The sequence below is a fragment of the Arthrobacter subterraneus genome, from assembly GCF_900099735.1.
GTDB lineage: Bacteria > Actinomycetota > Actinomycetes > Actinomycetales > Micrococcaceae > Arthrobacter_D > Arthrobacter_D subterraneus.
Genome location: NZ_FNDT01000001.1, coordinates 296869 through 321576, shown reverse-complemented (window position 1 = coordinate 321576; position 24708 = coordinate 296869). Strand labels below are relative to the sequence as shown.

22 protein-coding genes and 1 tRNA gene are annotated in these 24708 nt (G+C 64.7%); 16 read left to right on the top strand and 7 right to left on the bottom strand.

Annotated elements, in window-relative coordinates; translation table 11 throughout:
- Positions 1–55: 55 nt before the first annotated feature.
- Together ygfZ and BLS52_RS01500 are read left to right on the top strand one after the other, a co-directional pair.
- Entirely contained in the window at positions 56–1141 is a 1086-nt protein-coding gene (gene ygfZ, locus BLS52_RS01505; protein WP_090584238.1) for a CAF17-like 4Fe-4S cluster assembly/insertion protein YgfZ, read from the top strand.
- Positions 1138–1539, top strand: a complete 402-nt coding sequence (locus tag BLS52_RS01500; protein ID WP_090584237.1) for an ankyrin repeat domain-containing protein — start codon at positions 1138–1140, stop codon at positions 1537–1539. Before ygfZ ends, BLS52_RS01500 begins: the two co-directional genes overlap by 4 nt.
- Here the strand turns inward: BLS52_RS01500 and BLS52_RS01495 are convergent.
- From BLS52_RS01495 to BLS52_RS01475, 5 genes are all read right to left on the bottom strand, one after another.
- Positions 1536–2267 carry a GNAT family N-acetyltransferase gene (locus BLS52_RS01495; protein WP_245702646.1) on the bottom strand — a complete coding sequence of 244 codons (732 nt, stop codon included), beginning with the start codon at positions 2265–2267 and terminating at the stop codon, positions 1536–1538. The two genes, BLS52_RS01500 and BLS52_RS01495, sit on opposite strands and share 4 nt — an antisense overlap.
- Before the next feature lie 31 nt (positions 2268–2298).
- Positions 2299–3324, bottom strand: coding sequence for a 6-phosphofructokinase (locus BLS52_RS01490; RefSeq protein ID WP_090584236.1), 1026 nt, complete (start codon positions 3322–3324; stop codon positions 2299–2301).
- Positions 3325–3456: 132 nt separating this feature from the next.
- Entirely contained in the window at positions 3457–3699 is a 243-nt protein-coding gene (locus BLS52_RS01485; protein WP_090584235.1) for a PspC domain-containing protein, read from the bottom strand.
- Between the two features lie 52 nt (positions 3700–3751).
- Positions 3752–3970 carry a hypothetical protein gene (locus tag BLS52_RS01480; RefSeq protein ID WP_090584234.1) on the bottom strand — a complete coding sequence of 73 codons (219 nt, stop codon included), beginning with the start codon at positions 3968–3970 and terminating at the stop codon, positions 3752–3754.
- A gap of 2 nt (positions 3971–3972) precedes the next feature.
- On the bottom strand, positions 3973–5334 hold the full coding sequence (locus BLS52_RS01475; protein WP_090584233.1) for a PspC domain-containing protein: 1362 nt from the start codon (positions 5332–5334) through the stop codon (positions 3973–3975).
- 125 nt (positions 5335–5459) lie between these two features.
- Between BLS52_RS01475 and BLS52_RS01470 the strand changes: the two genes are divergently transcribed.
- Together BLS52_RS01470 and BLS52_RS01465 are read left to right on the top strand one after the other, a co-directional pair.
- Positions 5460–6698 carry an ATP-binding protein gene (locus tag BLS52_RS01470; protein WP_090584232.1) on the top strand — a complete coding sequence of 413 codons (1239 nt, stop codon included), beginning with the start codon at positions 5460–5462 and terminating at the stop codon, positions 6696–6698.
- A complete protein-coding gene (locus tag BLS52_RS01465) occupies positions 6691–7341 on the top strand; it encodes a LuxR C-terminal-related transcriptional regulator (protein WP_090584231.1) in 651 nt (216 codons plus the stop codon). Before BLS52_RS01470 ends, BLS52_RS01465 begins: the two co-directional genes overlap by 8 nt.
- A gap of 123 nt (positions 7342–7464) precedes the next feature.
- Here the strand turns inward: BLS52_RS01465 and BLS52_RS01460 are convergent, their stop codons facing one another.
- Complete coding sequence (locus BLS52_RS01460; protein WP_090584230.1) at positions 7465–8697, bottom strand: pyridoxal phosphate-dependent aminotransferase; 1233 nt, start codon at positions 8695–8697, stop codon at positions 7465–7467.
- A gap of 267 nt (positions 8698–8964) precedes the next feature.
- Here BLS52_RS01460 and BLS52_RS01455 point away from each other — a divergent pair.
- The 8 genes from BLS52_RS01455 (at position 8965) to rplL (ending at position 14288) form a co-directional block, all read left to right on the top strand.
- Positions 8965–9037: transfer RNA gene (locus BLS52_RS01455), tRNA-Trp, on the top strand.
- Positions 9038–9142: 105 nt separating this feature from the next.
- Positions 9143–9403, top strand: coding sequence for a preprotein translocase subunit SecE (gene secE, locus BLS52_RS01450; RefSeq protein ID WP_026545677.1), 261 nt, complete (start codon positions 9143–9145; stop codon positions 9401–9403).
- A 59-nt stretch (positions 9404–9462) separates the two neighbouring features.
- Entirely contained in the window at positions 9463–10308 is an 846-nt protein-coding gene (gene nusG / locus BLS52_RS01445) for a transcription termination/antitermination protein NusG (protein ID WP_090584229.1), read from the top strand.
- Between the two features lie 119 nt (positions 10309–10427).
- Entirely contained in the window at positions 10428–10856 is a 429-nt protein-coding gene (rplK, locus tag BLS52_RS01440) for a 50S ribosomal protein L11 (protein WP_026545675.1), read from the top strand.
- Positions 10857–11056: 200 nt separating this feature from the next.
- Positions 11057–11764: a 50S ribosomal protein L1 gene (gene rplA / locus BLS52_RS01435; protein WP_090584228.1), complete on the top strand. Its 708-nt coding sequence runs from the start codon at positions 11057–11059 to the stop codon at positions 11762–11764.
- A gap of 118 nt (positions 11765–11882) precedes the next feature.
- Positions 11883–12980: a GNAT family N-acetyltransferase gene (locus BLS52_RS01430; protein WP_175460053.1), complete on the top strand. Its 1098-nt coding sequence runs from the start codon at positions 11883–11885 to the stop codon at positions 12978–12980.
- A gap of 270 nt (positions 12981–13250) precedes the next feature.
- On the top strand, positions 13251–13850 hold the full coding sequence (gene rplJ, locus BLS52_RS01425; protein WP_026545673.1) for a 50S ribosomal protein L10: 600 nt from the start codon (positions 13251–13253) through the stop codon (positions 13848–13850).
- A gap of 57 nt (positions 13851–13907) precedes the next feature.
- A complete protein-coding gene (gene rplL, locus BLS52_RS01420; protein ID WP_026545672.1) occupies positions 13908–14288 on the top strand; it encodes a 50S ribosomal protein L7/L12 in 381 nt (126 codons plus the stop codon).
- Between the two features lie 64 nt (positions 14289–14352).
- On the opposite strand, the gene BLS52_RS01415 is transcribed toward rplL, so the two are convergent.
- The gene (locus BLS52_RS01415) at positions 14353–15555 is read right to left on the bottom strand and encodes an acetyl-CoA C-acetyltransferase (protein WP_090584226.1); all 1203 of its coding nucleotides are present in this window, start codon (positions 15553–15555) and stop codon (positions 14353–14355) included.
- 399 nt (positions 15556–15954) lie between these two features.
- On the opposite strand from BLS52_RS01415, the gene rpoB reads away from it, so the two are divergent.
- The 4 genes from rpoB to rpsG all read left to right on the top strand — a co-directional run bounded on the left by rpoB (position 15955) and on the right by rpsG (position 24663).
- Positions 15955–19464 (top strand): DNA-directed RNA polymerase subunit beta, encoded by a 3510-nt coding sequence (rpoB, locus tag BLS52_RS01410; protein ID WP_026545670.1) that lies wholly within the window; start codon positions 15955–15957, stop codon positions 19462–19464.
- Between the two features lie 112 nt (positions 19465–19576).
- Positions 19577–23470, top strand: coding sequence for a DNA-directed RNA polymerase subunit beta' (locus tag BLS52_RS01405; protein ID WP_090584225.1), 3894 nt, complete (start codon positions 19577–19579; stop codon positions 23468–23470).
- Between the two features lie 346 nt (positions 23471–23816).
- Entirely contained in the window at positions 23817–24191 is a 375-nt protein-coding gene (gene rpsL / locus BLS52_RS01400; protein ID WP_026545668.1) for a 30S ribosomal protein S12, read from the top strand.
- Position 24192: 1 nt separating this feature from the next.
- Positions 24193–24663 carry a 30S ribosomal protein S7 gene (gene rpsG / locus BLS52_RS01395; RefSeq protein ID WP_026545667.1) on the top strand — a complete coding sequence of 157 codons (471 nt, stop codon included), beginning with the start codon at positions 24193–24195 and terminating at the stop codon, positions 24661–24663.
- Positions 24664–24708 lie beyond the last annotated feature (45 nt).

Below are 24708 nucleotides of genomic sequence, written 5' to 3'. Positions count from 1 at the left end.
AATAGAACTGCACCGGGGCGGAATACCCGTCACCAACAGGAACGTTGCTAACCGTATGAGCTACACAAGCCCCCTGCTTTCCCTGTCCGGCGCCGTTGCTGCCGGCGCACCCGATGAAGGCGTGGCGGCACACTACGGTGATCCGCTGCGTGAACAGCGCGCCCTCGCGCGCGGGGAGGCCGTAGTCGACCTGTCGCACCGCGGCGTGGTCACAGTGTCCGGTCCCGACCGTCTGACTTGGCTCAACACCATTTCCTCCCAACTGCTGCTTGACCTGGCTCCGGGGGAGTCCACCGAGACCCTGCTGCTCACGGTGCAGGGCCGGATCGAGTACAGCCCCAGGGTGGTCGACGACGGCGCCACCACCTGGCTGCTGACCGAAAGCTGGGAAGCCGGCCCGCTTGCGCAGTGGCTGGACCGCATGAAGTTCATGCTCCGCGTGGAGATAACGGACGTCACCGCGGACTGGGCAACGGTCGGTTCGGTGAAGCCGGTCGAGCGGTTCACCGGAAATCTCACCTGGACCGATGCCTGGCCGCACGTGTGTACCGGCGGCTACTCCTACAGCGTTGTGCCGGAAGCTTCCCACCCGGGCACCGACCGGCCCTGGCACGAGTACCTGGTCCCCCGGGCCGATCTTCCGGCAGCAGTCGAGGGTCTCAAGCTCGCGGGAATGATGGCAGCGGAAGCGCTGCGCATTGCCGCCTGGCGTCCGCGCCTCGGCGTCGAGACGGATGAACGCACCATCCCGCATGAACTGGACCTTCTGCGCACCGCTGTCCACCTCACGAAGGGTTGTTACAAGGGCCAGGAAACCATCGCGCGTGTCCACAACCTGGGTCATCCGCCGCGGCGGCTGGTCTTCCTGCAGCTCGACGGCAGCCAGCACACCCTCCCGGAACGCGGCAGCGCCGTCGTCGTCGGTGGACGGACTGTCGGGACACTGACCTCGGTGGGCCAGCACTACGAGATGGGAGCGGTGGGACTCGCCGTCATCAAACGCAGCGTGGATCCTGACGCCGTCCTCGACGTGGTCGACGGCGACGAGCACTACGCCGCCGCACAGGAACTGATCGTCGCCACGGACGCCGGCCAGGTTGTCGGCCGTCCCACTGGACTGCTGAAGGGCGGGCGGGCATGACCGGACAGGAGACCCCGGATACATCGGCGGACGCGGCGATAGCGCTGGCGCACCGTCTGCTGGACGCGGCAAGGGAGGGCGACGGCGCCACGCTTTGCCGGTATCTCGACGCCGGCGTGCCGGCAACCCTGACCAACGCGGCGGGCGACAGCCTCGTGATGCTCGCCGCCTACAACGGGCACTCGTCCGTGGTGGCTGACCTGCTTGCCCGGGGAGCTGACCCCGAAGCCGCGAACGACCGCGGCCAGACCCCGCTGGCAGGGGCAGTCTTCAAGGGATATGCGGACGTAGTAAAGGTACTGCTGGATGCCGGCGCTGACCCTGACGCCGGTACACCCTCGGCGCGGGACGCCGCGGGAATGTTCGGGCGGCCGGACATGCTGGAGCTTTTCCCCTAGCCTGCCTCACCGCTGGGACGTTCCAACGCGACTGAGGTCTGGGTGCCCGCGTAGACAAAGCCCGCCCTGAGTGCTGTCCGCTGCGAGGCAGGATGGTCCGTGCGGGCGCGCCACTGCGGAATGAGACCGGAAGCCATCGATTCCTCCACCGCGACCGCTGCCGCATAGGAACCCAGGCCCCGCCGTCGTTCAGCAGGGGCCGTCAGAACACCGAGCTGCGCCAGGATTCCTTCCGTGATGTCATAACCGGCACCGGCAAGCGGGAACGGAGGTTCGGTGGCCTCATTGACGAGGACGCACTGGTGTTCCAGGGTGCTCAACCCCACCTCGGCGACGTCGTCGGGCGGGCAGAGCCGCTCCAGGGCCAGCGCATGTTCGGGTTCGCTGCTCACCGGCGGTCCATCCTCCGCGAAGGAGGGCAGCGCGTCGCAGAAGTACAGGTTCGCTTCGCCCAGCCCCCGCCCGCCGTACGGGCGGCTCAGCGCCAGCAGGGTTGCCTGACGGGAGAGCTCGACGCCGGTCAGCCCCTTCGCAGCGTCGATCGCCCAGGCCGGACCCACCAGCGCTTCCTGTCCAAAGAGGGAAATGAACGTGAGCACACTGTTGTCCTCGCGGCAGATGCGGTCCCTGTTGCCGGCCATGGCGCCGTCGTCGAGCCCCAGCAGCCTCGACCAGGCGAGCTGGATGATCGAGACGGTGCCGGGCTCGAGCTTCATCCCGAAAGTCATGGGGCAACGTTATCCGCTGGAGGAGACGCCCTCAGCCGAAGAGGATGGCAGCTTCGTCGTAGCGGTGCTGCGGGACCCGCTTCAGGTTGCCCAACGCGGCCTCGAAGCCCACGTGTGCAATCTCGGTGCCGTGGAGGGACACCATGGTGCCCCACAGCCCGTCGATGACGGAGTCGACGGCCGCCATGCCCAGCCGGGTAGCCAGTACCCGGTCAAACGCGGACGGAACCCCGCCGCGCTGGATGTGGCCGAGGATGGTGGCGCGGGTTTCGATGCCGGTGCGGGCCTCGATCTCCGGCGCCAGCTGGTCGGCGATGCCGCCCAGACGCGGCCTGCCGAAAGTGTCCAGTCCCCGCTCGGAGTGGGCCTGTTCCAGGTGTGACGGGACAAAGCCTTCAGCGACAACAACCAGGGGTGCGCGGCCGCGGTCCCGTGCGTCGGTTACCCATTCACAGATCTGCTCGATGGAGGTTTGCTGCTCGGGGATGAGGATGGCGTGCGCGCCTGAGGCCATGCCCGCGTGCAGTGCGATCCAGCCGACGTGACGGCCCATGACCTCGGCGACCATGCAGCGGGAGTGCGATTCACCGGTGGTCCGGAGCCGGTCGATGGCCTCGGTGGCGATCTGCACGGCCGTGTCGAAACCGAACGTGTAGTCGGTGGCGTCCAGGTCATTGTCAACGGTTTTCGGCACGCCGACAATCTTCAGGCCGGCGTCGGTCAGGCGCTTCGCCGCCGCGAGCGTGCCTTCGCCTCCGATGGCGATCATTGCGTCGATGCCGAGCCTGTCGAGGTTGGCCTTGATCGCGTCGGGGCCGCCGTTGCCGTCAAACGGGTTGGTGCGGGACGTACCCAGGATAGTGCCGCCCTGCTTGGAAATTCCCCGGACCGCATGGCGGGGCAGATCGATGATGTCGCCGTCGACGACGCCTCGCCATCCGTCACGGAACCCCACGAATTCGAGGTTGTCGGTCTTGATGCCCTTCAGCACTGCTCCGCGGATCACCGCGTTGAGCCCGGGGCAGTCGCCTCCGCTGGTGAGGATTCCGATCTTCATCTAAGGAGTTTTCCAATCAATCGTGGACGGGTGATTTGGCCAGGCGCCTCCTTGAGCCCCGTATGATTCTAGACACACTGAACCGCCGCGGCGGTTTGTGAAGCCTCCGCGGCGGAACCGGTGCCGGCCGGGTCAGCGGTTCGAGATGAGGCTCTCCAGCGCGATTGTTCCGTCGGTCTTCGGGAGCAGCAGCCAGAACACCACGTACAGCGGGGGCCCGATGACGGGCAGCAGGAAGCTGAGCAGTATCCCGATCCGCACCAGGCCGACGGACCACCCGAACTTCAGGGCGATTCCGGAGGCGATCCCGCCGAACCACCCTCCGGGTGCGCGCTTGATGGGGGACGAGCGGAGAGCGTTGAAGAAGGGTTCCATTGGTCCATGCTTTCGTATTCGGTGGGGGATGTCACGGAAACGGGGGGTCCGCTCAGGGACGGCGGTTCATCGAGAGGATTCCGCCGACGATGAGGGCGGCACCGGTGCCGATCAGCAGCACCATGAAGACCAGCACAGGGTCCAGCACCAGCCCGGTCAGCTCGCCCGCCAGGACCAGCAGGCCAATCACCATGGCGAGGCCTCCCCAGATGATGGTGCCTGCACGGGGGCGGGCGTCGTCGTCGTTCCGGTTCGGATAGAGGGTGCTCATGGTTACTGCCCGCTTTCGGTGTCGAGGAGCGCGTCTTCGGTGGTGGCGATGGTGATGTGGCTGGCCACGCCGCGTACGTCGAGGATGATGCGGGGGCCCTCCGCATCCTCGTTCAGGTGAAGGGTGCGCGGTTGCCAGACGCCGCCGATGCTGGTGGTGTCCGCGGCGCTCACAAGGTCGGTGGAGCTCAGTGCCAGGCGCGAGCGGACATCCACCGGCACGTTGTCCGGGACCAGGATGTTGACGTTCCCGGCCGCTGCGCTGACCGGGATGACCACGTCCCTGCTGAGGTCCGTGAGCCCTGTCAGGTCAACCCGGCCCTGGCCGGCGAAGACGGTGTATCCCTCGGGAGCCGGGCTGGCCGCGGTCATCGACCACCGGCCCTGGTCCGCGAGAACCCAGTTGCCTGTGAGCGGGGATGCGGATGAGAGCATGGTCGCCGCGATCGCGACGGCCGCCAGGAATCCCAGAGCGCCGGAGCTTCGCCCGCGGATGCCCAGAAGGACAATTCCGAGACCCAGGACGACGACGCCGGTCGCCAGTGCAACGGGGATGACGCTGCCGCCGAGGGTGAGCACCCCGACATAGTCCAGCACCAGTACCAGCGCCGCCAGGAGCAGGGCGCCGCCGAGGAAGATGGCGATGTCCGATCCTACGGGTCGCGGTATTGCCGGTTTGGGGTTCACTGGTGGGCGAACGGGAGCGGTGTACGGCCGGGTCGGGTAGGTCACGGGTGGAAAAGCGTCGGTGGGTGCGGTGCCGCCGGAAGCGCTGCCGCCCGAGGGGTTGCTAGTGGGAGGGGCGCCTGCAGTCGCGCTACCGGTGGAGTAGGTGTCCAGCGGAAGTGTGCCGGGAACGGCGTCGTTCCGGTTCCTGCTGGAGTTGGAGATCCAGTAGACAATGAACACCGCCACGCCGATCCAGAACAGGCTCCAGATGAATCCTCCGAAACCGCCGGTATTGCCGAACATCGGTGTGTTGGGCCGCCAGAGGCCGAGGAGTGAAGCCACCAGGGCGCCGGTCATACCTGAGGTCCAGCTGCCGCGGGCCGCGGATTCGGCGTGGATGCGTCCGTCGGGCTCGGGGAGCAGCGCCCACGCCAGGCCGTACACGAGCAGTCCGATTCCGCCGAAGATCGCAAGCACGACGAACAGACCGCGGACCAGGACCACATCCAGGCCGGTCCGGGCGGAGATCCCGGTCGCAACGCCACCGATCCAGCGGTCCTGACCGCGGGTGATCCGCAGACTGCGGACCCAGCCGAAGAAGCCGGCGCCCGGGCCCGCGGGTCCGTCAGCGGAGGAAGGGTGCGGGGCGCCGTCGGCGTCATGGGGTGGGGGAGGAGGGTTCTCTTGCGGGTTCATATCCTCAATGATGGTTTCAGACCGCCGCGCCAACCATCGGGGCTGACCCTGAACCTCCCCTGAGCTATGGCGGGATTCCCCTGAAAACCGGTAACGGCAGGCCCTGACCGTGCTTGGATTGACCCATGAGACCCCCGCTGCTCCGCTCGAGTGATGCCCTGATCGCGGGCGTCTGTGCGGGCCTGGCCGTCCACCTCGGGATCTCCCGGCGCGCTGCCCGGATCGGGATGGTGGCGCTGGCGCTGGTGGGGGGTGCCGGCGTCGTGCTCTATGGCTGGCTGTGGCTGTTGGTTCCAACGGCGGAAGAACGACGCCGCGGCGCAGCGACTCCCGCCGGGCTCCGCCTCGGGGCGCCGGTTCTCGCAGGGCCGACGCCGCGACCCGCCCTGGGCGCCGCAGGCAACCGTGAGGTGATGATCGGCGTCGGGCTCCTGGTGGTTGCGGCGGCGTTCGTTGCCCAGCAGCTCGGCGTCAACGTCCAGTGGGGCTGGCTGGTGCCGGTTGCGGCCGTAGCGCTGGGCGCCGTCCTGGCCTGGTCGCAGCTCGACGAAGCCCGCCGTGCCCGGCTGATGGACCACGCGGGCGCCACCCGCGCCGAGGGCGTGGCCCGGCTCGCTGCAGGTCTGGTGCTGGTCATGGTGGGGCTGCTCATTCTCGTGTCGGGCTCGCTGTCCTGGGAGTTCACCTGGCCGGTTCTCCTCGCCACCGCGGCGGTCCTGGGCGGAGTAGGCCTGGTGCTAGCGCCGTGGGGCGTGAAGTTCTGGAAGGACCTCGAAGCCGAGCGGGCCGCCCGGGTCCGTGAAACCCAGCGCGCGGAATTCGCCGCCCACCTGCACGACTCGGTGCTGCAGACGCTCGCGCTGATCCAGAACCGCGCAGCCTCCGAACAGGACGTGGTCCGCCTCGCACGCGCCCAGGAACGCGAGCTGCGGCGCTGGCTCTACGCCGATGCCGCCGAGCGCACCGGTAACCTCGCGGACCGCATCAAGGCCGTCGCGGCGGAAGTGGAGGAGGCCTACGGGCATCCCGTCGACGTCGTGTCCGTGGGAGACACGCCGATGACACCGCGGCAGGATGCGCTGGTTCAGGCAACACGGGAGGCGATCTTCAATGCGGCAAAGCACGCCGGCGGGATCGTCTCCGTCTATCTTGAGGCAGGGGAGAGAGTGTCGCAGGTGTTTGTGCGGGACCGCGGACCCGGGTTCGACCTGGCGGCGGTGCCGGCAGACCGGCTGGGCATCCGCGAGTCCGTCATCAACCGGATGCAGCGCGACGGCGGCACTGCGCAGATCCGCAGCTCGCACGCGGGGACGGAAGTCCACCTGACCATGCCGGAAGAGGAAGCGGGAACTGTCCATGACTGAGCCGATCACCGTCGTCGTTGTGGATGACCACGCCATTTTCCGCTCCGGCCTCAGGGCCGATCTGGACGGCCGGGTCCGCGTGGTCGGCGAGGCCGCCACGGTCGAGGAAGCCATCGCCGTCATCCGCGAGCAGCGGCCGCAGGTTGTCCTCCTTGACGTGCACCTGCCCGGCGGGCGGGGCGGCGGCGGGGCCGAGGTGATCGCAGGGTGCGCCGATACCCGCCAAACCACCCGCTTCCTCGCGCTCAGCGTCTCCGACTCGGCTGAAGACGTGGTGACCGTCATCCGGGCCGGTGCCCGCGGCTATGTCACCAAGACCATCACCGGCGCTGACATCTCCGACGCGGTGCTGCGTGTGGCCTCGGGTGACGCGGTGTTTTCTCCGCGGTTGGCCGGGTTTGTCCTTGACGCGTTCGGAACCGCGGCCGTTGCTGCGGCAGAGAGCGAGCTGGACCGGCTTTCAGCTCGGGAGCTCGAGGTGATGCGGCTGATCGCCCGCGGCTACTCCTACAAGGAGGTGGCGAAGGAGCTGTTCATTTCCATCAAGACCGTGGAAACCCACGTCTCGGCCGTCCTGCGGAAGCTGCAGCTCTCCTCGCGGCATGAGCTCACCAGGTGGGCAGCGGAGTGCCGCTTGCTCTGACGTGCTTGGGCGGCGGGTGCACGAACCGGCGGCCACCGCGGGCCCTGCCCGCTCCGCGATGCCCAACCACTCCGGGGCATCGCGGTGGCCGCCGGTTCGCGCGTGTTTACCAGTCGCCGTCGTTTAGCGCGCTGTGGCGAGAAATTCTTGCAGCCGGCCTACGCCTTCCGCGAGGTCCTCATCGCCGAGGGCATAGGAGAGGCGCAGGAACCCGCTCGGCCCGAACGCCTCACCGGGAACCACGGCAACCTCAACCTTGTCCAGAATCAGGGCAGCCAGCTCGGCCGATGTGGCCGGCCGCGCGCCCGCGAGCTCCCTGCCCAGCAGCTCCCGCACATCCGCGTAGGCGTAGAAGGCGCCGTGGGGAGTAGGGCACTGGACCCCCTCGATGCGGTTCAACCCGGAAACCATCGCACGACGACGGCGGTCGAAGGACTTCTTCATCTCCTCTACCGCTGTGAGCGGCCCGGACACGGCGGCCAGGGCCGCCATCTGCGAAACATTTGCCACGTTGGAGGTGGCGTGGGACTGCAGGTTGGTGGCGGCCTTCACCACGTCTTTCGGGCCGATCATCCAGCCGACCCGCCATCCGGTCATCGCATAGGTCTTGGCAACGCCGTTGAGGACTACCACGCGGTCGCCCAGCGAGGGCGCCGCCGTCGCAATGGAAGTGAATGGGACGTCGTCGTACGTGAGGTGTTCATAGATCTCATCGGTGACCACCCACAGGCCGTGGCCGGCCGCCCACTCGCCGATCTCGCGAACCTGCTCCGGTGAGTACACGGCACCCGTGGGGTTCGACGGCGAGACGAAGAGGAGGATCTTGGTTCGAGCGGTCCGTGCGGCTTCCAGCTGCTCGACGGTGGCGAGGTAGGCCTGCTCCGGGCCGGCGAAGACCTCCACCGGGACGCCGCCCGCCAGCCTGATCGCCTCCGGATAGGTGGTCCAGTAGGGGGTGGGAACCAGTACCTCGTCGCCCGGATCGAGCAGCGTGGCGAAGGATTCATACACGGCCTGCTTGCCGCCGTTTGTTACCAGCACCTGGGCGGCATCGACCTGGTAACCGGAATCGCGCAGTGTCTTCTCCGCAATCGCCTGCTTGAGCTCCGGGAGCCCACCGGCGGGGGAGTAACGGTGAAACCGGGGCTGCCGTGCGGCCTCGACGGCTGCGTCCACGATGTAACCGGGCGTGGGGAAGTCCGGTTCACCGGCGCCGAAACCGATGACCGGCCGGCCTGCCGCCTTGAGCGCCTTTGCCTTGGCATCGACGGCGAGCGTTGCGGATTCAGCGATGGCGGCAATTCGCTGGGACACGCGTCCGTTGGAGTGCTGGGACAGGGCGTCAGCGGCAGTCATGGTCTTCCCGTCAGTTGAGGTGATTCGAGTTGGTCCAGTGGAGTGTTTCTCCAGCTTAGGGCTTCACCGCTCAACTCAGCCCGCCGCGACGCGTCGGACCGGCACCAACGTCCCCGCAGAAAGCAACCGGGCTGCCCGGTTCGACGTTGCGTCCCGGATTGCGTAGACTAGTTCCTCGGTGTTGAAGTCGCCATGATGGTCCATGCCTGCACTGCGGTATTTCACGGCAGCGCAGGGACAAAGGATCGGCGGAAAGCTTCACTCCAAAGGGTAGTGGCGCAATTGGTAGCGCAGCGGTCTCCAAAACCGCAGGTTGCAGGTTCGAGTCCTGTCTGCCCTGCGCATCACCGTCATGGAAAGCATGCGGCAGTGCGGCGTCGAACGCTCTATGAGTGATGGGTCAGTGCGGCCAGCTCAGGTACCTACAAGATTGGTGAGGTTGAAGGTGACCGATACGGCTGCGAGCAGCTCCAAGGGAAACCCCGCCGGCAAGCAGAACCCCAAGCGGGGATTTTTCGGCCGAATCATCCTTTTTGTACGGCAGGTCGTCGCTGAACTGCGCAAGGTGGTTGTACCCACCCGCAAGGAACTGATCCGGTTCACCATCACAGTCATGGTGTTCGTGATCATCATGATGCTCATCGTGACCGGGTTGGACTTCCTGTTCGGTACCGGCGCGGTGTGGCTCTTTGGCGGCGACAGCTAGTTTCTGTCCTCCAGGGGCAGTATCGAGCAAGCACAGCAATCCAGAAAGCAGGCAGCTAGGTGTCCGAGCAAGAACTCGAACGACAGATCACCACCGACGAGGAAGATCTGGGTACCGAGGATCAGGTAACGGCAACAGGCGCGGAAGACGCACCTGTTGATGCCGCTGTGCCCGCGGACAGCGAGGATTCCACTGCCGAGGAAGCAGCGGATTCCACCGACGAGGCTGCCGAAAAGTCCCCGGACGTGGACGCGGACAGCACCACCGGCGAGGTTTCAGAAGAGGAGCCTGCTGAGCCCGAGGTCGATCCCGTGGCCGAGTTCCAGGCAAAGCTGCGTCGCCAGGAGGGTGACTGGTACGTCATCCACTCCTACGCCGGCTATGAGAACCGGGTAAAGGCCAACCTGGAAACGCGCATCCAGACCCTGGACATGGAAGATTACATCTTCGAGATCCAGGTGCCCATGGAAGAAGTCGTGGAGATCAAGAACACCACCCGCAAGATCGTCAACCGGGTGCGCATTCCCGGCTACGTGCTGGTGCGGATGGACCTCACCGATGAATCGTGGGGCGCGGTTCGCCACACCCCCGGCGTGACCGGGTTCGTCGGGAACGCCCACGACCCAGTGCCGCTGAGCCTCAAAGAGGTCTTCTCCATGCTGGAGCACACCATCGTCAAGAGCGGTGCCGAGGCAGGCAAGCCTGCGCGCACGCAGACCACTCCCACCATGGTGAACTTCGAGGTCGGAGAATCCGTGACCGTGAACGAGGGTCCGTTCGAGACCCTCCCGGCCACCATCTCCGAGATCAAGCCCGAATCCCAGCAGCTGGTGGTCCTGGTGTCGATCTTCGAGCGCGAGACCCCGGTCACCCTGTCGTTCAACCAGGTCACCAAGATCCAATAGACTTCGTCCTCGTCGGGTTCGCTTTGGCCCGTCAGGACGGCCGGCCGCCACGCCATGGCGGTCACCATCCCCGGGACGCTCCTGTCCCGAGGAACGAAATGTAAGAAAAGGACCCTTTCATGGCCCCCAAGAAGAAGGTCACCGGCCTCATCAAGCTGCAGATCAACGCAGGCGCCGCCAACCCGGCTCCTCCGATCGGTCCCGCGCTTGGTCAGCACGGTGTCAACATCATGGAATTCTGCAAGGCGTACAACGCCGCGACAGAATCCCAGCGCGGGAATGTTATCCCCGTTGAAATCACGGTGTACGAGGATCGCTCGTTCACCTTCGTCACCAAGACCCCGCCGGCCGCCGAGCTGATCAAGAAGGCTGCAGGCGTTCAGAAGGGTTCGGCTACCCCGCACACCGTCAAGGTTGCGAAGCTGACCCAGGCGCAGGTCGAGGAAATCGCCACCATGAAAATGGAAGATCTGAACGCCAATGACGTTCAGGCAGCAGCGAAGATCATTGCCGGCACCGCCCGGTCGATGGGCATCACCGTCGACTAACGAGGAGTTTACGTACGGTGGAGCCGAGGAACGAGGATCCGCCGGGAGTAAGCCCCGCAAGTTAGTCGACAATGGAGCACCGTCGACTGACAGTCGATTGACACCAAACCAAATAACGACACCACGCCTTCGGCGTCGGATGTCTGTGGCAGGGCCGAGCGCGGTCCGCAGACCACAACTGCATAAGGAGAAAGAAGCAGATGGCAAAGCGCAGCAAAGCATATGAGGCAGCTGCCGCCAAGATCGACGCGAACAAGCTGTACGCGCCGGTCGAGGCAGTGAACCTGGCGAAGGAAACCAACCCTTCCTCGTTTGACGCAACCGTTGAGGTGGCTTTCCGCCTTGGCGTTGACCCCCGCAAGGCAGACCAGATGGTGCGCGGCACCGTCAACCTGCCTCACGGCACCGGCAAGACCAAGCGCGTCCTGGTCTTCGCGACCGGTGAGAAGGCCGAGGCAGCCATTGCCGCCGGAGCGGACTTCGTCGGCTCCGACGACATGATCGAGAAGGTAGCCGGCGGCTGGGTCGATTTCGACGCAGCGGTTGCCACCCCGGACCTCATGGGCAAGGTAGGCCGCCTCGGTAAGGTACTGGGTCCGCGTAACCTGATGCCGAACCCGAAGACCGGCACCGTGACCCCGGACGTCACCAAAGCGGTCACCGATATCAAGGGTGGAAAGATCGACTTCCGTGTCGACAAGCACTCCAACCTTCACTTCATCATCGGCAAGGTGTCCTTCGACGAGCGCAAGCTGGCCGAGAACTACGCGATTGCGCTGGAGGAAGTGCTTCGCCTGAAGCCGTCCGCCTCCAAGGGCCGCTACATCCAGAAGGCAACGGTCACCACCACCTTCGGACCGAGCATCCCGGTAGATCCCAACGTCACCAAGGTTCTGGCTGACGCGTAAGGAACTGGTTGAGCGGAAGGGCCGGTGCAGCGATTGCTGCACCGGCCCTTCCGCATTCCCAGAAGAGACCACCGGTCAGTGATTGACATTGCTCAATCACTGACTCATGATTCTTGATATGACCGCCACCGACCTGCGCATCCGGCCCTATCCGCTACCGCGGTCGCTGGACGTTCCCGAAGCCCGACCCTTTCTTGCTGCTTCTGACCTGAGCAACCTCATCGAACGTGAGATCTGGGACCATGACGATCACTGCGTCGCCGCCCGGACGCGGTTCGAAAGCTTCAGGCCGAACGGCTATGAGGACCGGACCATTTTTCTTGCCTGCGAGAACGATGAGGTGGTGGGAAAAGCTGTAGCCGATGTGCCGCTCACCGATAACCTCCAGACCTGCTACGCCGAAGTCATCGTGCATCCTGAGCGGCGTCGCCGGGGGATCGGCTCCGCGCTCTATGCAGCGGTGGAGGAACACGCGCGCACGCGGGGCAGGTCTGTAGTGATGGGGTGGGCGGACCACCGCACGGGGTTCGATACCGCCGGTGGCGTACTCACGCCGGCCACCCGCGCCGGATCCTTCCCCGCCGCGTCCCTGCCCGCCGTCTTCGCTGCCGCTCAGGGTTTTTCCCTGGCGCAGGTGGAGCGATGCAGCGTCTTGCCCGTCGGCTGGGACCCGCACCGGCTCGCGGTGCTTGGCGCGGATGCGGCCAGCGCGGCCGGTCCTGACTACGCCCTGGTGAACTGGGTTGACCGCTGTCCGGAGGATGTGCTGGAACAGTACGCGTACCTTCGGCAGAAGATGAGCACTGATGTGCCGGTGGGGGAGCTGGACTGGGAAGAGGAGTCCTGGGACGGCACCAGGGTCCGTGAAGGGGAGGAGCGCCTTGCCCGCGGCGGAGGCAGTAGCCTCGTGCGGGCTGTGCTGCACCGGCCCAGCGGGCAGTTGGTCGGTCACACCATCCTTCAGAGGCGGGCCGAAAAGCCCGGGATCGTGTATCAGGAGGACACCCTTGTGCTGTCGGACCACCGGGGGCACAGGCTGGGAATGTGGCTGAAGGTTGCCAACCTGCTCGACGTCGTCGTGGTCTGGCCGGAAGCCGAGCGCATCTACACCTGGAACGCGGAGGAGAACCGGCACATGCTCGACGTCAATATTGAGCTGGGCTTCACTCCGGCGGGCTACACGGCCGCCTGGCAAAAGAAGCTGGAGGCCGTGTGAAGCGCGGCCGCAGGGGTCCCGATTTTGCCCCTGCGGCCCCTTCCCGTAGGCTTGTAGCACCAAAGACCGTCGGTCGATGGACATCCGCAGCCAGTTGATCCGTTCAACTGCCTGCCGTCCATCTGAAAGTTCCCGTTCAGGGCGGCCAGCGCAGGTGAACAGAGCTCGTCCTTCCCCAGAAATATGTCTGGTCAGGTCTCGCCCCGTGCATCTGCGCGGGGCGTTTTTTATTGGACCGATCACCGGCACCTATTCCCCGGAAGGAGGGTTATGGCAACGCCAACAAAGGTTTCGGCCGTGGATGAGATCACTACCGATTTCAAGGAATCCACTGCTGCTGTCCTAACCGAATACCGTGGGCTCTCCGTTGCACAGCTCAAGGAACTGCGCCGTTCACTCGGCGCCGAGACCAAATACGCTGTCGTCAAGAACACCCTGACTGGCATTGCAGCCAAGGAAGCCGGCATCGACGCGTTCGAAGGCCAGCTTGCCGGACCTACTGCAATCGCCTTCATCAAGGGTGACGCCGTTGCTGCGGCAAAGAGCCTGACGGATTTCGCGAAGACCAACCCACAGCTCGTCATCAAGACCGGTTACTTCGAGGGCAAGGCCCTCGACGCTTCGGCGGTAGTCGCTCTTGCTGCTCTTGAGTCGCGTGAGTTCCAGCTGGCCCGTGTGGCAGGTGTCCTCAAGGCACCGATGTCCGCACTTGCCCGCACCGTCGATGCCCTGCGCATCAAGTTGGAGGAGAACGGGGACGCTGCACCCGCGGCAGCCACCGAAGCTCCCGCGGCAGAGGAAGCACCCGCAGCTGCGGATGCCGCTCCTGCCGAGGCTGCCGAAGAAGCAGCTGCCCCCGAAGAGAAGTAATTCTCACCCACCACACTCCGGTGCCGCGCGCACCACATCAGGAAGGATGCTTTAGCCATGGCAAAGCTCACCAACGAAGAGCTCATTGAAGCCTTCAAGGAACTGTCCATCATCGAACTCTCGGACTTCGTGAAGCTGTTCGAGGAGACCTTCGACGTCACCGCTGCTGCTGTTGCAGTTGCAGGCCCCGCCGGTGGCGGCGCAGGCGAAGCTGCAGAGGAAGAGAAGGATTCCTTCGACGTCGTTCTCGAAGCTGCCGGTGACAAGAAGATCGCCGTCATCAAGGAAGTTCGTGCCCTCACCTCGCTGGGCCTGAAGGAAGCCAAGGACGTTGTCGACAGCGCCCCCAAGGCTGTCCTCGAAGGCGCCAACAAGGAAACGGCAGAGAAGGCCAAGGAGGCCCTCGAGGCCGCCGGCGCCACCGTCTCCCTCAAGTAGGTTCTTCCGAACCGACGCAAAAAGCCCCGGAACCGTTTGGTTCCGGGGCTTTTTTGCGTTCTTATCAGTTGCGGTAGAGGAGCAGTGCTTCTCCCTGCCCGCCGCCGCCGCACAGGGAGACGGCAGCCTTTCCGTTGCCCCTGCGCTGCAGTTCCATGGCAGCGTGCAGGGCCAGGCGGGCACCGGAGGCACCGATTGGGTGGCCGAGAGCTATTGCACCGCCGTGGATGTTGCACTTCTCCAACGGCAGCCCCAGGTCCTTCAGCGACTGGCAGGCAACCGACCCGAAGGCTTCGTTGATCTCCACGAAGTCGAGGTCCTCCGTGGACCAGCCGGCCCGTTCGAGGGCCTGTTCGATGGCCCGTGAGGGCTGCGAGTGGAGCGTGTTGTCGGGTCCGGCCACCTGACCGGGACGCCCGACGACGGCCAGCACCTCCCACCCCCTGGCCTCCGCGTTCTGCCGGCTGGTGAGCACCAGGGCGGCCGCGCCGTCCGACAGGGGAGAGGAGTTGCCTGCGGTGATGGTGCCGTCCTTCGCGAACGCCGGCTTCAGCCCCGCGAGGGTCTCGACGCTGGTGTTGGGCCGTACGCCCTCGTCCGTGGACACCACCACGTCGTCGCCCTTCCGCTGGGGGACGCGCACCGGAACAATCTCGTCCTTGAAGACGCCGGCCTCCGTCGCCGCCGCCGCACGCTGGTGCGACGCCGCCGCAACCTCGTCCTGGGATGTACGGTCGATCGCGAGGCCGGTGTTGCCGCGCTCCGTCGAGGCACCCATGGACTCCTCGTCGAAAGCGTCGGTGAGGCCGTCATGGGCCACCGAATCCACGGCCGGCATGGTCCCGTAGGTCCAGCCCTGGCGTGCTCCGGGCAGCAGGTGCGGCCCGCGGGTCATGGATTCCTGGCCCCCGGCGACGACGACGGCGGCCTCGCCGCTGCGGATCAGGCGCGCCGCGTCGATGACTGCGGTGAGGCCGGAGAGGCAGACCTTGTTGAGGGTGACGGTCGGCACGTTCCAGCCGATGCCCGCCTTGATGGAGGTCTGCCGGGCCGGGTTCTGCCCGCACCCTGCCTGCACCACGTGGCCCATGATCACGGCGTCAACATCGGCGGCCGCCACCCCGGACCGCTCAAGGGCTCCGGTCACGGCAAAAGCGCCGAGTTCAACAGCGGTGAAGGCTGCCAGCTGCCCGTTCAGCCGGCCCTGCGGCGTGCGTGCCCCACCTACTATGACAACGTCCTGGGGGGTCTGCTCGAGGCTGTTCATGGGAAGGTTCGCTCGCTTTCTTCATTGAATCGCATGGAGCCAGATGCTGCCCATGCCTCCTGGTTCAAGGTTACCGGAGCGGCCTGAAATTTCAGCTAACGGGTATTCACTGAAACTCCTTCGCGGCGGGCACGTCAGGATCGGCGGGCTCCGATCCCGTATACCACATCCGGTTGGACATTGTCGCTACCCTGACGTACAGTAGATATTTGCGTCTTCCCTCATAACCTCAGCCTTCATATAGCGGTGGGCTTTGCCACGCATTCGTCATTTAACGGATAGTCCCGTCGGTTCCGCCATGGGCAGTTTCCGGTGAGCGATGCGGGCGTCAGGTTGGCACCATTCCGGTGCGGGGAGTGATCGTAAGAACACGCCTGTTGGTCTGTGGAAGGATCCCTCTTGGTCGCCCCGAGCACCTCACTAAATGCAACCGCTACCAGCCAGGTCGACGCCGATGGCGCCGCACCTCGGCTTTCATTCGCAAAGATTCACGAACCGCTGGACGTTCCCAATCTGCTCGCCCTGCAGACAGACAGCTTCGACTGGCTGGTCGGCAACGAGCGCTGGAAGGCACGCGTAGAAGAGGCACTGGCTCAGAACCTGCCCGGCGTGGCCACAACCTCCGGTTTGGCTGACATCTTCGAAGAGATCTCTCCGATTGAAGACTTCCAGGGCACCATGTCCCTGAGCTTCTCGGAGCCGGAATTCGCTGACCCGAAGTACACCATGGCCGAGTGCAAGGACCGTGACGCAACGTACGCGGCTCCGCTGTACGTCAAGGCCGAGTTCATGAACAACAACACGGGCGAGATCAAGCAGCAGACCGTGTTCATGGGTGACTTCCCGCTGATGACGGAGAAGGGTACTTTCGTGATCAACGGCACCGAGCGTGTCGTTGTCTCCCAGTTGGTCCGTTCACCCGGCGCCTACTTCGAGCGCACCGCGGACAAGACCAGTGACAAGGACATCTTCAGCGCGAAGATCATCCCGTCGCGCGGTGCCTGGTTCGAGCTCGAGATCGACAAGCGCGATCAGGTCGGCGTACGCCTTGACCGCAAGCGCAAGCAGTCCGTCACCGTCCTCCTGAAGGCGCTCGGCTGGACCGAGGGCCAGATCCTCGAGACCTTCGGCGAGTATGACTCCATCCGCGCCACCCTTGAAAAGGACGCCACGGAGACCCAGGAAGACGCCTTGCTGGACATCTACCGGAAGCTCCGCCCGGGAGAGCCGCCCACGGTCGAGGCCGCCAAGACGCTGCTCGACAACCTGTACTTCAACTCGAAGCGCTATGACCTGGCGAAGGTCGGCCGCTACAAGATCAACCGCAAGCTTGGCATCGACAAGAACCTCGGCGATGCTGACGCCTCGGTCCTGAACATCGATGACATCGTTGCCATGATCAAGTTCCTGGTTGCGCTCCACGCCGGTGAAACCACCCTGACGGGCAGGCGCGACGGCGAAGACGTCGAGTTGCGCGTTGAGGTCGATGACATCGACCACTTCGGCAACCGCCGCATCCGCGCCGTCGGCGAACTCATCGAGAACCAGGTCCGCACCGGCCTGTCCCGGATGGAGCGCGTTGTCCGTGAGCGGATGACCACCCAGGACGTCGAGGCGATCACGCCGCAGACCCTGATCAACATCCGTCCGGTTGTCGCTGCCATCAAGGAGTTCTTCGGAACCTCACAGCTGTCGCAGTTCATGGACCAGAACAACCCGCTCGCCGGCCTGACGCACAAGCGCCGCCTGTCCGCGCTGGGCCCGGGCGGTCTCTCCCGTGACCGCGCCGGCATGGAAGTCCGTGACGTCCACCCGTCGCACTACGGCCGCATGTGCCCCATCGAAACCCCTGAAGGCCCGAACATCGGCCTCATCGGTTCGCTGGCATCCTACGGCCGGATCAACACGTTCGGCTTCATCGAGACTCCTTACCGCAAGGTGGAGAACGGCATTGTCACCGACCAGATCGACTACCTCACGGCAGACGACGAGGTTGAGCGGCTGATCGCCCAGGCAAACGCGCCGCTCGATGCCAACGGCAAGTTCGTTGAGGACATGGTCCTGGTCCGTACCCGTGGTGGTTCCGGTGAGCCTGTTCTCGTTGTTGCAGCCGACGTTGAGTACATGGACGTCTCCCCGCGCCAGATGGTGTCGGTTGCGACCGCACTGATTCCGTTCCTGGAGCACGACGACGCCAACCGCGCACTGATGGGCGCCAACATGCAGCGGCAGGCTGTGCCGCTGCTGCGTTCAGAGCGCCCGCTTGTCGGCACCGGCATGGAGAAGTACGCCGCTGTCGACGCCGGTGACGCAGTGACCGCGAACAAGGCCGGTGTGGTTTCCGAGGTTTCGGCTGACCTGGTGGCAGTGCTGAACGACGACGGCACCGAGACCAACTACCCGATCATGAAGTTCGCGCGCTCCAACCAGGGCAACGCCTACAACCAGCGCGTGCTGGTGGCTGAAGGCGACCGCGTCGAATACAACAGCATCATTGCCGACGGCCCGTCCACCGATCAGGGTGAACTGGCTCTGGGCAAGAACATGCTCGTTGCGTTCATGTCCTGGGAAGGCCACAACTTCGAGGACGCGATCATCCTGTCGCAGCGCATCGTCTCCGATGATGTCCTGACGTCGATTCACATCGAAGAGCACGAGGTCGACGCCCGCGACACCAAGCTTGGTGCCGAGGAAATCACCCGGGACATCCCGAATGTCTCCGAAGAGGTACTTGGCGCACTCGACGAGCGCGGCATCATCCACATCGGTGCCGAGGTTGAAGCCGGGGACATCCTGGTCGGCCGTGTCACCCCCAAGGGTGAAACGGAACTGACCCCTGAAGAGCGCCTGCTGCGCGCCATCTTCGGTGAGAAGAGCCGCGAGGTCCGCGACACGTCCCTGAAGGTTCCCCACGGCGAGTCGGGCACCGTCATCGGCGTGCGCATCTTCGACCGCGACAACGACGACGAACTGCCCCCGGGCGTCAACCAGCTCGTCCGCGTCTATGTTGCCCAGAAGCGCAAGATCACGGACGGCGACAAGCTCGCCGGCCGTCACGGCAACAAGGGTGTCATCTCCAAGATCCTGCCGATCGAGGACATGCCGTTCCTTGAGGACGGCACGCCGGTTGACATCGTCCTGAACCCGCTGGGTGTTCCGGGCCGTATGAACGTCGGACAGGTACTCGAAATCCACCTCGGGTGGGCAGCCAAGCAGGGCTGGAAGATCGAGGGCGAGCCCGAGTGGCTCAAGAACCTCCCGGAGCTTCCCCGCGAGATTGCTACCACCACCGTTGCAACCCCCGTGTTCGACGGCGCAACCGAGGATGAGATCGTCGGCCTGCTCGGTGCCACGAACGTCACCCGTGACGGACAGCGCCTTATCGGCGAGTCCGGCAAGGCGCGGCTGTTCGACGGCCGCTCCGGCGAGCCGTTCCCGGACCCGATCTCCGTGGGCTACATGTACATCCTGAAGCTCCACCACCTGGTGGACGACAAGATCCACGCCCGCTCCACCGGCCCGTACTCGATGATCACGCAGCAGCCGCTGGGTGGTAAGGCACAGTTCGGCGGACAGCGCTTCGGCGAGATGGAAGTGTGGGCCCTCGAGGCCTACGGTGCGGCGTACACGCTGCAGGAACTCCTGACCATCAAGTCGGATGATATCCACGGACGCGTCAAGGTGTACGAGGCAATCGTCAAGGGCGAGAACATCCCCGAGCCGGGTGTTCCGGAATCCTTCAAGGTTCTGATCAAGGAAATGCAGTCGCTGTGCCTGAATGTGGAAGTCCTTTCCACCGACGGAACCACGATTGAGATGCGTGACTCGGATGAAGAAGTCTTCCGGGCCGCGGAAGAACTGGGCATCGACCTCTCACGGGCCGAGCCGAGTTCTGTCGAAGAGGTTTAGGTTCTGATGCACCGGGCCGGCGTTCTGCTGTGAACGCCGGTCCGGAGCGCAGCCGATCACCTCGAACCGCACCCAAGACTTTGTGAATTTAGAGAAGAGAGACAGGGACCATATGTCCAGCGAATCCTCATTCGGCCTCATGCGAATCGGCCTGGCCACCGCGGAAGAGATCCGCGGATGGTCGTACGGCGAAGTGAAGAAGCCGGAAACCATCAACTACCGCACGCTCAAGCCCGAGAAGGACGGACTCTTCTGCGAGAAGATCTTCGGCCCTTCCCGTGACTGGGAATGCTACTGCGGCAAGTACAAGCGCGTGCGCTTCAAGGGCATCATCTGTGAGCGGTGTGGCGTTGAGGTCACCCGCGCAAAGGTACGCCGCGAGCGTATGGGCCACATCGAGCTCGCCGCTCCCGTGACGCACATCTGGTACTTCAAGGGCGTCCCGTCGCGTCTTGGCTACCTGCTTGACCTCGCGCCGAAAGACCTCGAGAAGGTCATCTACTTCGCCGCCTACATGATCACCTCGGTTGACGAGGAGAACCGCCACGCCGAACTGCCGAACCTCCAGGCTGAGCACGACCTTGAGAAGAGGCAGCTGGTTGACCAGCGCGACTCCGACATCGCCGCAATTGCCCGCGATCTTGAGGACGAGCTTGCCCGCCTTGAGGGTGAAGGCGCCAAGGCTGCGGACAAGAAGAAGGCCCGCGACTCGGCTGACCGCCAGATGGCCAACCTGCGCAAGCGCGCAGACGCCGAGATCGAGCGCCTCGAGCAGGTCTGGGACCGGTTCAAGAACCTCAAGGTCGCTGACCTGGAGGGCGACGAGGGTCTGTACCGCGAGCTGCGTGACCGCTACGGCCTGTACTTCGAAGGCTCCATGGGAGCCGAGGCAATCAAGAAGCGCCTCGAGAACTTCGACATGCAGGCAGAGGCTGACCTCCTGCGCGACATCATCCAGAACGGCAAGGGCCAGCGGAAGACCCGCGCCCTGAAGCGACTGAAGGTTGTCAACGCGTTCCTGACCACCACCAACAGCCCGCTGGGCATGGTGCTCGACGCCGTACCGGTGATCCCGCCGGAACTGCGCCCGATGGTTCAGCTGGACGGTGGCCGCTTCGCGACCTCCGACCTCAATGACCTGTACCGCCGTGTGATCAACCGCAACAACCGCCTGAAGCGCCTGCTCGATCTCGGGGCTCCCGAGATCATCGTGAACAATGAAAAGCGCATGCTCCAGGAAGCTGTTGACTCCCTGTTCGACAACGGCCGCCGCGGCCGTCCGGTCACCGGACCGGGCAACCGGCCGCTGAAGTCGCTCTCCGACATGCTCAAGGGCAAGCAGGGACGCTTCCGCCAGAACCTGCTGGGAAAGCGCGTCGACTACTCGGGCCGCTCGGTCATCGTCGTCGGCCCGCAGCTGAAGCTGCACCAGTGTGGTCTGCCCAAGCAGATGGCACTGGAGCTCTTCAAGCCGTTCGTGATGAAGCGCCTGGTCGACCTCAACCATGCGCAGAACATCAAGAGCGCCAAGCGCATGGTCGAGCGCTACCGTCCGCAGGTGTGGGATGTCCTCGAAGAGATCATCACCGAGCACCCTGTGCTGCTGAACCGTGCACCTACCCTGCACCGCCTCGGCATCCAGGCGTTCGAACCGCAGCTGGTTGAAGGCAAGGCACTTCAGCTTCACCCGCTGGTCTGTGGTGCGTTCAACGCTGACTTCGACGGCGACCAGATGGCAGTGCACCTGCCGCTGAGCCCGGAGGCCCAGGCTGAGGCACGCATCCTGATGCTGTCCTCGAACAACATCCTGAAGCCCTCGGACGGACGTCCGGTGACCCTGCCTTCACAGGACATGATCATCGGCCTGCACCACCTCACCACCAAGCGTGAGGGTTCGGCAGGGGAGGGGCGCGTCTTCTCGAGCCCCGCCGAGGCGATCATGGCGTTCGATGCTGGTGTTCTGCACCTGAACTCGGTCGTCAAGATCCGCGTTCCGAACTTCGTTCCGGGTCCGGACTCCGCAGCCCCTGAGGGCTGGGAAGAGGGCACTCCGGCGCTGATCGAAACCTCACTCGGACAGGTCATCTTCAACGACACGCTGCCCGAGGACTACCCCTGGGTGGAGCAGGTTGCAGACAAGGGCCAGCTCTCCACGATCGTCAACGACCTCGCAGAGCGCTACCCGAAGGTTGTTACCGCCGCAACGCTGGATAACCTGAAGGACGCCGGCTTCTACTGGGCAACCCGCTCGGGCGTCACCGTGGCAATCTCCGACATCTCGGCTCCGATCAACAAGGCCGGCATCATGGAGGGCTACGAGACGCAGGCCGCCAAGGTTCAGGCGCAGTTCGACAAGGGCCTCATCGCTGATGAGGAGCGCCGCCAGGAACTGATCGACATCTGGAACAAGGCAACCAACGAGGTCGCCGAGTCCATGCGCGGCGCCATGCCGAAGGACAACACCATCAACCGCATGGTGTCCTCCGGTGCGCGTGGTAACTGGCTGCAGGTACGTCAGATCGCGGGTATCCGTGGTCTGGTGGCAAACCCCAAGGGCGAGATCATCCCGCGTCCGATCAAGTCCTCTTACCGTGAGGGCCTCTCGGTCCTGGAGTACTTCATCGCGACCCACGGTGCACGTAAGGGTCTTGCTGATACCGCACTGCGTACCGCGAACTCGGGTTACCTGACCCGCCGTCTCGTGGACGTGTCCCAGGACGTCATTGTCCGCGAGGACGACTGCGGCACCGAGCGCGGACTCAACGTCACGATCGCCGTTCCGAACCACGACGGCGAGCTGGTCCTGCACGAGGAAGTCGAGAACTCGGCGTACGCACGCACGCTGGCAACCGACGTCGTTGATTCCAACGGCGAGGTGCTGGCACCGGGCGGCTCCGACGTCGGCGACGTACTGATCAACAAGCTGTTCGCGGCAGGGGTGACGGACATCAAGGTCCGCTCGGTCCTGACCTGTGAGTCCAGCGTTGGAACCTGTGCACTGTGCTACGGGCGTTCGCTGGCCACCGGCAAGACCGTGGACATCGGCGAGGCAGTCGGCATCATTGCTGCGCAGTCGATCGGTGAGCCGGGTACCCAGCTGACCATGCGTACCTTCCACACCGGTGGTGTTGCCTCGGCCGAGGACATCACCCAGGGTCTGCCCCGTATCCAGGAGCTGTTCGAAGCCCGTACCCCCAAGGGTGTGGCGCCGATCTCCGAGGTTGCGGGACGGGTCACCATCGAGGACGCGGAAAAGCAGCTGCGCCTCGTGGTCACTCCCGACGACGGCTCCGAAGAGATCGCCTACCCGGTCCTGCGGCGTGCGCGCCTGCTGGTCTCCGACGGCGATCACGTCGAGGTCGGCCAGCAGCTGGTCTTCGGTGCGGTGGATCCCAAGCAGATCCTCCGCATCCTCGGCCCGCGCAAGGCGCAGGAGTTCCTGGTGGACGAGGTCCAGCGCGTGTACCGCAGCCAGGGCGTAGGCATCCACGACAAGCACGTGGAGGTCATCGTCCGGCAGATGCTGCGCCGGGTCACCGTCATCGAGTCCGGCGATTCCGACCTGCTCCCCGGTGAGCTCGCGGAGCGTCGCCGTTTCGAGGACGAGAACCGCCGCGTGGTATCCGAGGGCAAGAAGCCGGCGTCCGGCCGTCCCGAGCTCATGGGTATCACCAAGGCGTCGCTCGCCACGGAGTCCTGGCTGTCGGCAGCTTCCTTCCAGGAGACCACGCGTGTCCTCACGCAGGCCGCCATGGAAGGCAAGAGCGACCCGCTGCTCGGCCTCAAGGAGAACGTGATCATCGGTAAGCTCATCCCGGCCGGAACCGGCCTGGACCGCTACACGAAGATCACGGTGGAGCCCACCGAGGAAGCCAAGGCCAACCTGTTCACCGGTCCGAGCGCGTTCAGTGACTTCGACTACGCAGGCGTCGACGGCGGACTCAGCCCCGAGTTCCATGCCATCCCGCTGGATGACTACGACATGGGGTCAAGCGACTTCCGTTAGGAGCCGCAAACACCCGGTTGACTGAAGGGGCCCGGATCACAGTTTCGCGCTGTGGTCGGGCCCCTTTTACCATGCCGTCAAAGCCTCGGCGCGGAATCTGTTAGACTTGTCGGGAATTGTTTGTGTGGCAGTGGATTGGCGTCTCTTCGGGCGTATCTCCGTGTTGTAGGGAACTTGTACAACGAATGCCACATTTTTGCACGCCTACGGTCGTTTACCTTGCGTCCCGTGTAGGCACGCCAAACGACTGACAAGCTCTGCTCGTTGCTGACCGGCCTTGCGCCGGCCGGCAGAATGCGGAGTCAGCAGAGATCTGATCTCAAGACAACATACGGAGAACTGAGAAGTGCCTACCATTAACCAGCTGGTCCGTAAGGGCCGGTCACCTAAGGTCTCCAAGACCAAGGCGCCCGCACTCAAGGGCAGCCCCATGAAGCGCGGTGTCTGCACCCGTGTCTACACCACCACCCCGAAGAAGCCGAACTCGGCTCTGCGTAAGGTCGCCCGTGTCCGCCTCAACGGTGGCATCGAAGTAACCGCCTACATCCCGGGTGTGGGACACAACCTCCAGGAGCACTCCATTGTGCTCGTGCGCGGCGGTCGTGTGAAGGACCTCCCCGGTGTGCGTTACAAGATTGTCCGTGGCGCACTGGACACCCAGGGCGTAAAGAACCGCAAGCAGGCTCGCAGCCGCTACGGCGCAAAGATGGAGAAGAAGTAATATGCCTCGTAAGGGCCCGGCCCCCAAGCGGCCGCTCGTTGTAGATCCCGTCTACGGTTCGCCCCTGGTCACCCAGCTGATCAACAAGGTGCTCGTCGACGGCAAGAAGTCCACCGCGGAGCGCATCGTCTACGGTGCCCTCGAAGGTGCACGCGCCAAAACCGGCGGAGACCCGGTTGCAGCACTCAAGAAGGCCATGGACAACGTCAAGCCCACCCTTGAGGTTCGCTCCCGCCGCGTCGGCGGCGCCACCTACCAGGTTCCCGTCGAGGTCAAGCCGGGCCGCTCCACGGCCCTCGCGCTCCGCTGGCTGGTTGGTTACTCCAAGGCCCGCCGTGAGAAGACCATGACCGAGCGTCTCCAGAACGAGATCCTCGACGCGTCAAACGGTCTGGGTGCCGCTGTGAAGCGCCGCGAAGACACGCACAAGATGGCCGAGTCCAACAAGGCCTTCGCTCACTACCGCTGGTAATCGCGCTGCCGGTCCCGCGCCCAACAGCGGCGGGACCGGCGGTCC

Coding starts and splice junctions, on each gene's coding strand:
- ygfZ (WP_090584238.1), top strand. CDS start 56: ATGAGCTACACAAGCCCCCTGCTTTCCCTGTCCGGCGCCGTTGCTGCC.
- BLS52_RS01500 (WP_090584237.1), top strand. CDS start 1,138: ATGACCGGACAGGAGACCCCGGATACATCGGCGGACGCGGCGATAGCG.
- BLS52_RS01495 (WP_245702646.1), bottom strand. CDS start 2,267: ATGACTTTCGGGATGAAGCTCGAGCCCGGCACCGTCTCGATCATCCAG.
- BLS52_RS01490 (WP_090584236.1), bottom strand. CDS start 3,324: ATGAAGATCGGAATCCTCACCAGCGGAGGCGACTGCCCCGGGCTCAAC.
- BLS52_RS01485 (WP_090584235.1), bottom strand. CDS start 3,699: ATGGAACCCTTCTTCAACGCTCTCCGCTCGTCCCCCATCAAGCGCGCA.
- BLS52_RS01480 (WP_090584234.1), bottom strand. CDS start 3,970: ATGAGCACCCTCTATCCGAACCGGAACGACGACGACGCCCGCCCCCGT.
- BLS52_RS01475 (WP_090584233.1), bottom strand. CDS start 5,334: ATGAACCCGCAAGAGAACCCTCCTCCCCCACCCCATGACGCCGACGGC.
- BLS52_RS01470 (WP_090584232.1), top strand. CDS start 5,460: ATGAGACCCCCGCTGCTCCGCTCGAGTGATGCCCTGATCGCGGGCGTC.
- BLS52_RS01465 (WP_090584231.1), top strand. CDS start 6,691: ATGACTGAGCCGATCACCGTCGTCGTTGTGGATGACCACGCCATTTTC.
- BLS52_RS01460 (WP_090584230.1), bottom strand. CDS start 8,697: ATGACTGCCGCTGACGCCCTGTCCCAGCACTCCAACGGACGCGTGTCC.
- rplK (WP_026545675.1), top strand. CDS start 10,428: ATGGCCCCCAAGAAGAAGGTCACCGGCCTCATCAAGCTGCAGATCAAC.
- rplA (WP_090584228.1), top strand. CDS start 11,057: ATGGCAAAGCGCAGCAAAGCATATGAGGCAGCTGCCGCCAAGATCGAC.
- BLS52_RS01430 (WP_175460053.1), top strand. CDS start 11,883: ATGACCGCCACCGACCTGCGCATCCGGCCCTATCCGCTACCGCGGTCG.
- rplJ (WP_026545673.1), top strand. CDS start 13,251: ATGGCAACGCCAACAAAGGTTTCGGCCGTGGATGAGATCACTACCGAT.
- rplL (WP_026545672.1), top strand. CDS start 13,908: ATGGCAAAGCTCACCAACGAAGAGCTCATTGAAGCCTTCAAGGAACTG.
- BLS52_RS01415 (WP_090584226.1), bottom strand. CDS start 15,555: ATGAACAGCCTCGAGCAGACCCCCCAGGACGTTGTCATAGTAGGTGGG.
- BLS52_RS01405 (WP_090584225.1), top strand. CDS start 19,577: ATGTCCAGCGAATCCTCATTCGGCCTCATGCGAATCGGCCTGGCCACC.
- rpsG (WP_026545667.1), top strand. CDS start 24,193: ATGCCTCGTAAGGGCCCGGCCCCCAAGCGGCCGCTCGTTGTAGATCCC.